The 12,690-nt window shown below is 70.0% G+C and carries 11 protein-coding genes; 7 read left to right on the top strand and 4 right to left on the bottom strand.

The annotated features are described in order from the left end of the window. Positions 1 to 14 precede the first annotated feature (14 nt). Entirely contained in the window at positions 15 to 362 is a 348-nt protein-coding gene (locus DX914_RS15065) for a hypothetical protein (protein ID WP_115860104.1), read from the top strand. Between the two features lie 18 nt (positions 363 to 380). Here the strand turns inward: DX914_RS15065 and DX914_RS15060 are convergent, their stop codons facing one another. From DX914_RS15060 to DX914_RS15050, 3 genes are read right to left on the bottom strand one after another with little or no spacing between them, the layout of a single operon-like run. Beyond that, positions 381 to 1,508 carry a metallophosphoesterase gene (locus DX914_RS15060; RefSeq protein ID WP_115860102.1) on the bottom strand — a complete coding sequence of 376 codons (1,128 nt, stop codon included), beginning with the start codon at positions 1,506 to 1,508 and terminating at the stop codon, positions 381 to 383. After that, entirely contained in the window at positions 1,505 to 2,545 is a 1,041-nt protein-coding gene (locus DX914_RS15055; protein ID WP_115860100.1) for a FecR family protein, read from the bottom strand. Before DX914_RS15055 ends, DX914_RS15060 begins: the two co-directional genes overlap by 4 nt. Beyond that, positions 2,542 to 3,090, bottom strand: a complete 549-nt coding sequence (locus tag DX914_RS15050) for an RNA polymerase sigma factor (protein WP_158549340.1) — start codon at positions 3,088 to 3,090, stop codon at positions 2,542 to 2,544. Before DX914_RS15050 ends, DX914_RS15055 begins: the two co-directional genes overlap by 4 nt. 251 nt (positions 3,091 to 3,341) lie before the next feature. Between DX914_RS15050 and DX914_RS15045 the strand changes: the two genes are divergently transcribed. The 6 genes from DX914_RS15045 (at position 3,342) to DX914_RS15020 (ending at position 11,381) form a co-directional block, all read left to right on the top strand. Beyond that, entirely contained in the window at positions 3,342 to 6,440 is a 3,099-nt protein-coding gene (locus DX914_RS15045) for a TonB-dependent receptor (protein WP_115860096.1), read from the top strand. Positions 6,441 to 6,878: 438 nt separating this feature from the next. Continuing rightward, on the top strand, positions 6,879 to 7,646 hold the full coding sequence (locus DX914_RS15040) for an amidohydrolase family protein (RefSeq protein WP_196778921.1): 768 nt from the start codon (positions 6,879 to 6,881) through the stop codon (positions 7,644 to 7,646). A 138-nt stretch (positions 7,647 to 7,784) separates the two neighbouring features. Further along, complete coding sequence (locus DX914_RS15035; RefSeq protein ID WP_147300693.1) at positions 7,785 to 7,970, top strand: hypothetical protein; 186 nt, start codon at positions 7,785 to 7,787, stop codon at positions 7,968 to 7,970. Between the two features lie 61 nt (positions 7,971 to 8,031). Further along, positions 8,032 to 8,871, top strand: coding sequence for an alpha/beta fold hydrolase (locus DX914_RS15030; protein WP_115860090.1), 840 nt, complete (start codon positions 8,032 to 8,034; stop codon positions 8,869 to 8,871). 322 nt (positions 8,872 to 9,193) lie between these two features. Next, positions 9,194 to 10,072 carry an RNA polymerase sigma factor RpoH gene (gene rpoH / locus DX914_RS15025; RefSeq protein WP_115860088.1) on the top strand — a complete coding sequence of 293 codons (879 nt, stop codon included), beginning with the start codon at positions 9,194 to 9,196 and terminating at the stop codon, positions 10,070 to 10,072. A gap of 109 nt (positions 10,073 to 10,181) precedes the next feature. Beyond that, positions 10,182 to 11,381: a metallophosphoesterase gene (locus tag DX914_RS15020; protein ID WP_115860086.1), complete on the top strand. Its 1,200-nt coding sequence runs from the start codon at positions 10,182 to 10,184 to the stop codon at positions 11,379 to 11,381. A 4-nt stretch (positions 11,382 to 11,385) separates the two neighbouring features. Here the strand turns inward: DX914_RS15020 and DX914_RS15015 are convergent, their stop codons facing one another. After that, positions 11,386 to 12,687, bottom strand: coding sequence for an NAD(P)/FAD-dependent oxidoreductase (locus DX914_RS15015; RefSeq protein ID WP_115860084.1), 1,302 nt, complete (start codon positions 12,685 to 12,687; stop codon positions 11,386 to 11,388). Between the last annotated feature and the right edge of the window lie 3 nt (positions 12,688 to 12,690).

Raw genomic sequence — 12,690 nt, 5'->3', positions numbered from 1 at the left:
TGGCTGCAGCGCTCATGACGGATTTCTTCGTAACCCTTTCCGGCGAGTGCTCGCCTTGGCCATCCAAGGCCGATTTGGTTCGGCATCTGCGAGCGGGTGGACTGCGGGTTTCCGAAGACGAGTACTCGGTGCGCGTCGAAGGCGAGACCCGCTTCATCTTTCGGTACTGCTGTGGCGATTGCGGCGACGCATCGATGGTCGAGGCCGATGCCGGCTCCGCGGAGCCTCTCCTGCGAGAGGCGAAATCCGTCTCGTCCGTTCTGGCCCTGGCCGGAATCAGGCATCAGTTCGACGTGTACGACAGCAACCACGACTTCATCGCCTACTTGCACCACGACTGGCCCAGCGAACGCGAAGCGTAGCGGTCGGCCGCCGGTGCATCAGTCCTTGTCTTCGGGCACCGACTGCAATTCGGGCAGCGCTTCGCGGCGTCCGTCCATCAGCCCGCGGCTCAGCTTGCCGTCCTCGATGAACAACAGCTGCCCGGATTCGCCGCGCTTGATGCCGCTGTCGATGGCGACGATGCGGCCGCCATGGAAGCTGGCGACCTCGCCCATGGTGGTATGGCCCACGACGATGCGGGCCAGGCCCGAGCGTTGCAGCAGCGCCTGCACGTCAGCGGTGGACAGGTCGCCATTGAAGTAACCGCGGTACCAGATCGGGCTGCGCTTGCCGTCGTAGAGACGGGCGGTGGCGGGGTCGGCGCGCACCGCGTCCTTGGGCCGGCCCAGCGAAGCGCGGTAGGCGGCGTTGGTGGCGTCCATGGCGCTCACCAGGTCCAGGTTTTCCGGTGCGATGCCGCCGTGCAGGAACAGGGTGTCGCCTAGCCGCAGCATCACCGGCCGGGTACGCAGCCAGGCGCCGATGACGCTGTCGGCGCCGTACAGCGCGGGGTAGGGGCGGCCGAGCAGGCGCGCGCTCTCCAGGTATTTGGGATTGACGTAGCGCAGGTCGCCGTACAGCACCATGGTTTCGTGATTGCCCAGCAGGAAGTGCACCGCGCCGCCGGCCGCCTGCGCTTCGTGCTGCAGTTGGAACAGCAGCCAGAAAGTCTCGGTGACCTGGGGGCCGCGATCGAATACGTCGCCGGTGACGACCAGATGGTCGCGGCCCAGCGCCCAGTGGTCGTTGCCGTCGATCACGCCGTGCGCGCGCAACAGCCGCCGCATCACCTGGTACTGACCGTGGATATCCGACAGCGCGACGATGCGTCCGCCGCTGTAAGCCACGGGTCGATCGGCTTCCGCACCGGGTATACGCAGCGCATGCGGATAGCCGCAGCGCGATTCGATGATGGTGCCCTTGCGGCGGGCGCGTTGTTCCTGCCGTACGACTTCGCCCTGGCAGATCCACCAGGCCCGGTAGCGGCGCGAGGGCTGTTCGAATACGTAGGGGCCGTCGTCGAACGGCGCGACGGGTTGCTCGGCCGGCTCAGCGGCGGACGCAGCCGCGCCCAGCAGCAGGCCGGCGCCGAGCGCCAGGATCGACAGGGCGCTGCGCAGGTTCATGGCGCGGTCCCCAATACGTGCGTGCCGTCGGCGGCATGGTGCTCGGGGATGCCGTAGACCTCGCTCACCGCCTGGACGAAGCCCTCCGCATCGTCGCCGCGGAACACGCCGCTGATGCGTTGCGCGTTCAGCGCCGGATCGGCGAGCACCACGCCGGTGCGGTTGTAGCGGTTGAACTCGGCCACCGCCTCGGCCAGCGGGGTTTCGTTGAACACCAGCCGGCCCGACATCCAGCCCGGGCGCGAGCCGGCGGCCACGCCGCTGTCGGCGACCTGCATCGCGTCGTTGGACAGGCGCGCACGCTGGCCCGGCACCAGCACGCCCAAGCGGCCGAAGGGTTGCGGGGCCTGCGCACGCGCGCGCAGTTCCACGCTGCCCTCGTACAGGGCGACGTCGGACGCGCCGGCCAGGCGCGCGACTTCGAATTGGGTGCCCAGTGCGCGCACGCTGCCGGCGTCGGTGCTGACCTCGAACGGACGTGCCGTGTCCTTGGCCACCTGGAAGAACGCGCGCCCCTGTTCCAGGCGCACGCTGCGGCCGCGGCGGTCGTAGCGCACGTGCAGGCGCGTGCCCGCGTCCAGGTCCACGCGGGTGCCGTCCTCCAGTTGCAGGGAGCGGCGTTCGCCGGTCTCGGTGCGGTAGTCCGCTTCGGCCGGAGCGCTCGAGCGCAGGGCGAAGTAGGCGCCGGCCGCGATCAGCGCCACGCTGACGGCGAGCGCGGCGGGCCAGCGCCGACGCCGCGGCGGTTCGTGCCGGCGCGAGATCGCCGGTGTCGGCAAGGCGGCCGGTGCCGGCGCCAGCGAGGCGCCCAGGCGCTCGCCTATACCCGGTGCCGTGGCGAACTCGCCCAGCGCCGACCACAGCGCCTCGACCCGCGCATACGCCTCGCGGTGCGCGCGCGCCTGCTCCAGCCAGCGCTGCCAGGCCTCGCGGTCGCTCTGGCTGACGTCGTCCGCGCGCAGGCGCGCGAACCAGAACGCGGCCTGCTGGTCGATGCGGTCCCCGTCGTGGACGAGGCTGAGGTCAGGTTTGTTCATGGCTCCGCCAATCGCGCCTGCAGGTGCAGCAGGGCGCGCATCATGTGTTTCTCCACTGCGCTCACGCTGACCTGCAACTGCCGTGCGATGGCGGTGTAGGTCATGCCTTCGTAGCGCTGCAGCAGGAACACCTGCCGGCACCGGGGCGACAGCTCGTCCAGGGCCGAAAGCAGGCGTTCCAGCCGCTCCTTGCTTGCGTAGACGTGATCGCTGCCGGGTTCCTCACTGGGCAGTTCGTCCAGGCCCGCATCCAGCGGCTCGTGGCGCTCGGCGTGGTGGCTGCGGTCGCGGCGGTAGCGGTCGCGCAGCAGGTTGGACGCGATCCGCAGCGCATAGGCTTCGGCGTTGTCCGGCTGCACCTGCGCGCGCGCCAGCCGGACCAGGGTCTCCTGGGCCAGGTCCTCGGCGTCCTCGGCCTGCTGCGCCAGGTGACGGCGGAAATAGCGCAGCAACGCCGGGCGCAGGCGCTGCACGTGCACGCGGTCCCAGCGCAGGTCGGCGCCGGTGCTGTCGTCGTGGTCGCTGGCGGGTGTCGTGTCGCTCACGCGGCTGGCTGTCCGGAGGGTGCGATCCGCCGCAGAACTTAAGCGCGCCGCTGGCGCGGCGCAACCGATCCGGCCGGCGCTGAGGAACCGCCGTTCGCCTGCGTCTACCGGCCGCCGCGAACCCGCTCCAGGCGCGGGAAAGCGCCTGCATCGGCGAAGTGAGGACCGCCGCGATCGCTGCGTCTGCCTGCAATAGGGGGCAGTTCTGTGTGGTTTACCGCAGTATTCCGAACGCACGAGGGGACGATTCGATGAAGAACACCACGACGACGGTTCGCCGCCGCCGCCATCCCATGGCCGCCGCCCTGGCGACCGCCCTGGGCCTGTCGCTGTTGGGTGCCGCGCCGCTGGCGACGGCCCAGCAGGCGGCGGCGCATCAGTTCGCGCTGCCCAGCCAGCCCTTGGGCGACGCGCTCAACCGCTTGGCCGAAGCGGCCGGCGTGCAGATCCTGGTGCCGCCGGACCTGGTGCGCGGACGCACGGCGCCGCAGCTGGCGGGCAAGTACACGGTGAACCAGGCGCTGGACAAGGTGCTGGTGGGCAGCGGCCTGACCCATCGCAGCACGCGCGCCGGCGTGATCACCGTGGTCCGCGCCGCCGAGCCGGCCGCGCGTCCGGCGCCGCGTCCGGCGGCGAAGCCCGTGGCCAAACCCGCGGCCGCCGAGGAGCCGCTGGAAACCACCGAGATCGCGACGGTGGAAGTCACCGGCTCGCGGATCAAGCGCGCCGAGATCGAAGGCCCGTCGCCGGTCACGATCATCTCCGCCGAGCAGATCGAAAACGAGGGCCACGCCACCGTGTTCGAGGCGCTGGAATCGCTGGTCATGGCCAGCGGCGCGGTCGAGACCGAACTGTCCGGCGGCTTCTCCGCTAACGCCCATCCGCTCAACCTGCGCGGCCTGGGCCCCGGCCGCTCGCTGCTGCTGATCAATGGCCGCCGCGCCGCGGACTATCCCTTTCCGTACGAGGGCCGCAGCAACTTCCAGAACTTCGGCAACATCCCCTCCGGCGCGGTGGAGCGCATCGAGGTGTTGGCCGGCGGCGCCTCGGCCATCTACGGCGCCGATGCGGTGTCGGGCGTGGTCAACGTGGTGCTCAAGCGCGACTACCAGGGCGATACCTTCAAGCTGCGCGCCGGCACCAGCGGCATGGGCGGGCGCGACCGCGTCGACGCGCAATGGACCGGCGGCCGGATCGGCGAGCACTGGAGCCTGACCTACGCCCTGCAGTACTACAACCAGGAACTGCTGTACGGCTTCCAGCGCGACGGCTGGGACCTGCGCAAAAACCCGGCCGCCGACCGGCGCCTGGGCGTGGAGCCGACCGCGGCGTTGCGCATCCGCCGCGGCGGCACCAGCAGCAGCAATCCGCTGATCGCGCTGCCGGCCGGCACCTGCGCGCGCTGGGGCGGCGAGTTCACCGACTGGACCTACCGCCGCATCAGCGGCGGCAACGTGCAGGCCCTGGGCAACGCCTGCGGCAGCTGGAACGACCCGCGTTACGTGCACCTGAGCAAGGGCAAGAACGAGGCCGCCGCCTACGTCTTCGGCAACTACGACTTTTCCGAACGCCTGGAGGGCTGGGCCTCGGTGCAGGTGTGGGACGCCAAGGCCGAGTCGCTGGGCGGCTTCGAAAGCATCACCGGTCCGCACACCGACGGCGTCGGCCGCCGCGGCGATTTCTTCGACCCGCAATTCAACGCCGTCATCGCGCCGACCCGCCTGCTCACGCCGGTGGATCTGGGCGGCGTGGAGGACATGAACCAGCACTACAAGGAGCGCTCCTTCGACCTGGCCGTCGGCCTGCGCGGGCAGTTGGGAGATCGCTTCGATTGGGACGCCACGCTCAGCCGCGCCGAATACGATTTTGAGCGCACCCGCCGCCGCATGGTCGGCAACAAGGTCAACGAGTTCTTCTTCGGCCCGCAGTTGGGCACGCGGCCCAACGGCACGCCGATCCACCGCTTGAACCTGGAGCGCTGGCTGCGCCCGCTCACGCCGGCCGAGTACGCGTCGATCTCGACCCTGGCCAAGTACCAAGCCGAGTCCTGGGTGAGCACCGGCAGCTTCGTGCTCAGCGGCGACCTGTTCGAGCTGCCGGCCGGGCCGCTGGGCATGGCGGCGATCCTGGAGGCCAGCCGCCAGGGTTACCGGCTGGACAGCGATCCGCGCGTGCAGCCGGGCGTGGTCCAGCTGTACAACCTCACCGGCACCAATGGCGGCGGCGAGCGCGACCGCTATGCGGCCGGCATCGAGTTCAGCCTTCCGATCACCCAGACCTTGAAGGCCAGCCTGGCCGGGCGCTTCGACAAGTACGACGACATCACCGCGGTGGATGACGCGAAAACCTGGAACGCCGGCCTGGAATGGCGTCCGACCGATTCGCTGCTGATCCGCGGCAGCTACGCCACCAGCTTCAAGGCGCCCGACCTGCACTGGGTGTTCAGCGAAGGCAGCGGCAGCTTCGGCTCGGCCACGGATACCTGGCGCTGCATCGCCGCCGGCGCCAATCCGGGCTGCTCGGGTTACGGCTACACCATGTTCACCGTCACCGAGGGCGATCCCAACCTGGAAGAGGAAACCGGCAAGTCCTGGAGCGCGGGCCTGGTCTGGGACATCGCCGAGGGCCTGTCGGTCAACGCCGACTACTGGAATATCGAACTCAACGGCGCGCTGGAACGCATTTCCAGCACCTCGATCCTGGCCGACGAGGCCGGCTGCCGCACCGGCAAGACCCTCAGCGGCCAGCCGTTCGGTTTCGCCGGCGATTCGGCCTACTGCCAGCTGGTCACCGGGCTGGTCACGCGCACGCCGGAAGACGGGCAGAGCATTGGCCGCGTGACCCAGGTGCGCTCGCTGCCGATCAATCAGTCCTTCCGCCGCGTCGCCGGCATCGACGCCGGATTGAACTGGCGGATCGGCACCGAGCGTTACGGGCGCTACAACGTCCGGCTCAACTGGTCGCACACGCTCAAGTCCGAACGCCAGGTGCTGGCCACCGACCGGATCGAAGGCGATTGGCGCGACGACGAAGACAACCTGGATTTCCGCAGCCGCGTCACCGCAGGCCTGGATTGGCGCCGCGACGCCTGGTCGGCCAGCCTGTTCACCACCCGCTACGGCAGCCTGCCCAAGTTCAACGGTCAGGGCCGCACCGGCGTCCATTTCCTGTGGAACGCCAACGTGGGCAAGCGCATCACCGACAAGGCCGAGCTGAAGTTCTACGTCAACAACCTGTTCAACAGCCTGCACCCGCACGACGAGACCAACAGTTCTTTCCCGTACTTCTACGAGGTCTACAGCCCGGTGGGGCGCGAGTTCGCGCTGCAGTTCGAATACAAGCTCGACTGACACGCGCTCGACCGAGCGCGCGCCCGCACCGACGGGCGCTCGCGTGAGGGGCAAAAGCATTCGCCGCGCTCACCCCCTCACCCTAGCCGCACCCCGGCCCGACCGCACCGCGGTCGGGCGTTCGGTGCAGCGCGAGCCAGTGGCTCGCAAGCGCTGCCCCTCACCCCGCAAGCGGGAGAGGGGATGCATTCGACGTCCGCTTGTCGCGACGCCCGATCCGCATGCCGGGTCGGGCGTCCATGGGCGGCGGTGCGGTCGGCGCCTTACCTGGCACATCATGGGTTCGCATGCGCGAAAGGCGGAATATCCGGTCTAGCCTTAGACTTCGATCTTTCCGCCTGAGCCCTCGCCGCCATGCCGCGCACCCTCGCGATCCTGTCTTGCCTCCTCTGCGTTTTCGTATCCGCTCCCGTTGCCGCGAAGGAGCCGGTCTTCGACGTGCACGTCCATTTGCGCGAGGGCGAAGCTTCGCTGCGCGAATACCGCGCGGACGTGGCCAAGTCGGACCTCGAACTGTCCGGCGCGGCGGTGATGTGGTTCGGCGGCCCGCATCAGGCCTTGCAGGGCGAGTTGGACAAGATCCGCGCCGGCAACGATTCGGTTATCGCGCTCGCGGCCAAGCACCCGGAGCTGGTGCCGGTGGCCACCGTGCATCCCTACGACGGGCAGGCGGCGCTGGACGAACTGACGCGCGTGGCGCGGCAGGGCGTGAAGATGCTGAAGATCCATCCGCACACGCAGAAGTTCGATGCCGCCGATCCGCGCACGCTCGCCTTGGTGCGCCATGCCGGCACCCTGGGCCTGATCGTGCTGATGGACAACGCCAACATCCTGCCCGGCGATAGCGAGCGCTTGTTCAACCTGGCGATTCAGGCGCCGAAGACCAAGTTCATCTTCGCCCACATCGGCGGCATGAACTTCCGCTTCTGGAACATGCTCGCGCTGGCGCGCACGGCGCAGGATTTCTTCGCCGACAACATCTACTTCGACATCTCCGCCACGGCGGTGCTGGCGGCGGATTCGCCGATCGAGCCCGAGTTCGTCTGGACCCTGCGCAACGTCGGCATCGGCCAGGTGCTGCTGGGCTCCGACTACCCGCAGCTCGGTCTGGGCCGGGCCGTGGACGCGCTGGAGCGGCTCGACCTGACCGCCGAAGAGAAGGCCAAGATCCGCTCCGGCAACGCGCGCAAGCTGTTCGGCCGCTGAGCGCCAGGCAGGGGCTCGATGCGCCGGGCTCCTGTCCGGCGACCCGGCTTTCGAGCGGGTGACTTCCGGCCTATGGAAGGGTTTGATCTGGTGTTGTACTTTACCAACACACCAGATCACACCGCCAAGGCCACCGACATGAACGTCCTCGTCTCCCTGTTCTCCACCCATCTGCCCCGCCCGCGCAACCGCGACCAGGTCGCCGCCCTGGCGGCCCGCCCGCAGCCGCGCGAACGCGCCTTCGGCGTCGGCTACGGCTCCAGCAGCGGCTATGGTCTGGCCCCGGCCTACGTCCCCAGCCAGACCGCGCAGCGCTTCCGCTGATCCGCCCACGCCACTGACAGTCGCGCCGGCCCGGACGGGCGTGCGCTGAGGGGAGTACCGAATGATCAAGCGTTGGGCGGCACTGGCCGCGCTGGGGGCTGCCGCCGTGCTGGCCACCCCCTTGGCGCAGGCCGGCGGGATCGAAGTGCGGCGCGCGGGTTATGCCCTGCAGGCCGAGCAACAGGGCGATGGCGCCACCGTGGTGGTGTTCGAGTCCGGTTTCGGCCAGGGCGCGGGCGTGTGGAAGGACGTGATCGCCGACCTGGGCGCCGACTGCCGCTGCATCGCCTATGCCCGGGCGGGCCTGGGCCGGTCGGGCAGCGACGGCAAGCCCAAGACGATCGAAGCGCACCTGCAGGATTTGGGCGCGGTGATCGACACGCTGGCACCGGGCCGCAAGGTCGTGCTGGTGGGCCACTCCTACGGCGGCCTGCTGGCCACCGAGTTCGCACGCCGCCATCCTCAGCGCGTACAGGCCCTGGTCCTGGTGGACCCGGCCACCCTGCAGCAGCGACATGCCTTCATGGCGGCCGACCGCGAGCGGGTGAAGGCCGACGACCAGGCGATGCTGTCGATGCTGCCGCCGTCCCTGCGTGGCGACTACACGCTGCTGATCGAGCAACTGGACAGCGCGGACACCGCCACGCCGCGCACCATGCCCGACCTGCCGGTCGCCTTGCTGACCGCCACCCAGGTCGCCGACGAGCCGTTCGTGTTCGAGGAAACCGCGCAGGGCAAATCGTTGTGGAAGGCCCAGCACGCGGCGCTGTTCGCCGGCTTCTCTCACGGCACGCACCGCTACTTCGCCACCGGGCACAACCTCCACCGCGAAAACCCGAAGGCCGTGGCGGACGCGATCCGCGAGGTCTCCGGCGCGGCCGCAGCGGGCGGCCAGCCTTAGGCCCGCCGCCGGGGCGGGGCCGCCCAATCGAGGGCGGTCCCCCCTGCCGAAGGTCAGGCTTGGGCCCGCTGGGGCCGGCCCCATCTGGGTTCAGTCAGCCGGCGCTCAGCGCCCGGGGAGCGGCGGCCAGGCCGGCGCCGGATTCACCCTCGGCATACGCCGGCTGTGCTGTCATAAGCGATTGATCTGCAATGAATATTCTGAGTGCCCCCTCGGGGCGGCGCAGGCACCGCGCCGGCCCGGGGGACGTTCTACCGGTGCAACACTGCGGAACTTCCGGGGTCTTTAGCAGTCATAGACCCCGACTGCTAAGATGACCCCCATGAGCCAAATCTCCGCTTCCAACGCCCTCGTTTCCAACAGCCTGCCGGTTCCCAGCGCGCTGGGTTCGCTGGACGCCTACATCGGCGCGGTGCACCGCATTCCGGTGCTCACCGCCGAGGACGAACAGGCCCTGGCCCGCCGCTACCGCGATGGCGAGGACCTCGACGCCGCGCGCGAGCTGGTCCATTCCCATCTGCGCTTCGTGGTCCACGTGGCGCGCGGCTACAACGGCTATGGCCTGCAGATCGGCGACCTGATCCAGGAAGGCAATATCGGCCTGATGAAGGCGGTCAAGCGCTTCGACCCGGAACAGGGCGTGCGCCTGGTCTCCTTCGCGGTGCACTGGATCCGCGCCGAGATGCACGAGTTCATCCTCAAGAACTGGCGCATCGTGAAGGTCGCCACGACCAAGGCCCAGCGCAAGCTGTTCTTCAATCTGCGCAAGTCCAAGACCCGCCTGGGCTGGATGAACGCCGAGGAAGTGCGCCTGGTCGCCCAGGACCTCAACGTGTCCGAGCGCGAAGTGCTGGAGATGGAATCGCGCCTGTCCGGCCGCGACATCGGTTTCGATGCGCCGGCCGACGAGGACGACGACCACGCTCCGCCGTCGCCGGCCGCCTACCTGCGCGCGCACGACGAAGACCCCTCGCAGAGCTACGAGCGCGAGGACGAGGAAGACAATCAGCTCGCCCTGCTGCGCGAAGGCATGGCCGGCCTGGACCAGCGTTCGCGCGACATCGTCAAGCGCCGCTGGCTGGACGCCGACAGCAAGGTCACGCTGCAGGAACTGGCCGACGAGTACGGCGTCAGCGCCGAGCGCATCCGCCAGATCGAGGCCAACGCGCTGAAGAAGATGCGCGCGCTGTTCGCGGCCTGATCCGCGAGCGCGCAGCCTAAGCACGACGGCCCGGGAAACCGGGCCGTTTTGTTTGGCCGCTTGCTAGCATCGGCCGCAGGCGCGCCATCGGCGCGCGCGAGGACCTGCGATGCGGCGAGCGGCGAAATGGCTGACCTGTGCGCTGTTGCTGGCGCTGGCGACGGTGGCCGGGCTGGTGGTGTTCGGCGGCTGGAAGCTCAAGGACGGCAGCGGCAACGTGGCCCTGGGCTGGGATGCGGACGCGCAGCGCCTGCAGTGGATGCAGCGCCCGGCGCTCGATCAGGATGGTCCGCACGTGTTCGTCGACGGCAGCGGTTACCGCGTGGTCGCGACCCGGCGCGACGGCGCGCAATGGCGCGTGCACGAACGCCGGCTGCCGTTGCAGCCCGCGCCCACGCTGACGGTGGAGGTCGGCGATCCGGTGCGTACGCGCTTCGAAGTGACGCTGCGGCCCACGCCGGCGGCCGAGGACGGCGACACTCCCGCGCAGCCGGCCAGGCTGCTGGTGCTGTCGGACATGGAGGGCGAGTTCGACCGCTACACCGCGCTGCTGCGCGCGCAGGGCGTGGTCGACGAAAAGCTGCACTGGCGCTACGGCGACGGCCACATCGCCCTGGTCGGCGACTTCGTCGACCGCGGCCGCGACATGCTGCCGCTGTTGTGGCTGATCTACCGCCTGGACGACGAAGCGCGCCGCGCGGGCGGCCGCGTGCATTACGTGCTGGGCAACCACGAACAGCTCGGCCTGTCCGGGCGCATGAAGTACTGGCCGCGCCACCTGGTGGCCACGCAAGCCGCGCTGGGCGAGCAGGCGCTGTTCGGCGAACGTTCGGTGCTGGGCGCGTGGCTGCGCAGCAAGCCGGTGATCGCGCGCGTCGGCGACACCTTGCTGGTGCACGGCGGGATCAGTGCGGCGTTCCTGGATCGCGACCTGGACGTGGCCGCCGCCAACGCGGTCGCGCGCCCGCACTACGGCACCCCGCTGGACGAGATGCCCGAGGCGGCCGCGGCCGTGCTCGGCCGCAGCGGCGTCACCTGGTACCGCGGCATGGCTTTGCCCGACGATCCCAAATACGCGCGCGACGCCGATCCGTCCGCGCACCTGGACCGCGCGCTGCAGCGCTACGGCGTGCGCCGCATCGCCATCGGCCACACCATCGTGCCCAACGTGCGCCTGCAACAGAACGGGCGCGTGCTGGCCCTGGATCTGGACATGCACGCGCCCGATGCGGTGGCGCAGGCCGCCTTGTACGAAGACGGCCGCTGGTGGCGGGTGGACGCGAACGGCGCGCGCGCGCCGCTGCGTTGAAACGCTACGGCGGCGATTCGTCGTCGCCCAGGATGATGCGCGCGTGGCGCTGGTAGCTCCAGTACGCCCAGGCCCAGTTGACCAGCACGATCACCCGGTTGCGGAAGCCGATCAGGAAGAACACGTGCGCGGCCAGCCAGAACCACCAGGCCAGCACGCCCGATAGCTTGAAGCCGTGCACGTCCACCACCGCGGCCATGCGGCCGATGGTGGCCAGGTTGCCGTAGTCCTTGTAACGGAACGCGGGCGCGGACTGACCGGCCAGACGCGCGCGGATCGCGCGCGCCACGTGCGCGCCCATCTGCTTGGCCGCGGGTGCGACGCCGGGCACCGGCTTGCCGTCCTGCTGCACGCTGGCCAGGTCGCCGGCGACGAAGATGCGCGGATGGCCCGGCACGCTGAGGTCGGGCTGCACCTGGATGCGGCCGGCGCGGTCGCGCGGGGCGTCCAGCAACGCGCCGAGCTTGGACGCCGCCACGCCGGCGGCCCAGACCACGGTGCGCGCGGGCACGAAGGCCTCGCCCAAGGTGTAGCCGCGTTCGTCGATGGCGCTGACCGGGGTACCGGTGACCACTTCCACGCCCAGTTTCTGCAGCTGCGCGCGCGCCTTCTCCGACAACTCCTCGGGGAAGCTCGACAACACCCGCGGCCCGGCTTCGATCAGCCGCACCTTGGCCTGTGCCGGGTCGATGCGGCGGAACTCGCGGCGCAGGGTCTTGCGCGCGATCTCGGCCAGGGTGCCGGCCAGTTCGACGCCGGTGGGGCCGCCGCCGACCACGGCGAAGCTGAGCCAGGCCGCGCGTTCGGCCTCGTCGTCGGCCGCTTCGGCGCGTTCGAACGCCAGCAGCAGGCGCCGGCGGATGTGCAGCGCGTCGTCCAGGTTCTTCAGGCCGGGCGCGTCGTCGGCCCAGTCGTCGTGGCCGAAGTAGGCATGGCTGGCGCCGCTGGCCAGCAGCAGGTAGTCGTAGCCGATGCGTTCGCCGTCGCCGAGCCGGACTTCGCGCGCGGCCGGGTCCAGGCCGGTCACTTCGCCCAGCCGCACCTCGACGTTGCGCTGGCTGCGCAGGATGTGGCGCAGCGGCGCGGCGATGTCCGGCGCCGACAGGCCGGCGGTGGCCACCTGGTAGAGCAGCGGCTGGAACAGGTGGTGGTTGCGGCGGTCGATCAGGGTGATGCGCACGCCGGCCGAGGCCAGCGCGCGCGTGGCCCACAGGCCGCCGAAGCCGCCGCCGACGATGACGATGTGCGGGATGTGCGGGTTCGGTTCGCGGCTGCCGTCGCCCGCTCGTGGAGGTTCGTGATTCATGCG

Source organism: Lysobacter silvisoli (genome assembly GCF_003382365.1).
Classification (GTDB): Bacteria; Pseudomonadota; Gammaproteobacteria; order Xanthomonadales; family Xanthomonadaceae; genus Lysobacter; species Lysobacter silvisoli.
Note: the sequence above shows the minus strand (reverse complement) of the source record. Positions and strands in the feature narration are given on the sequence as shown.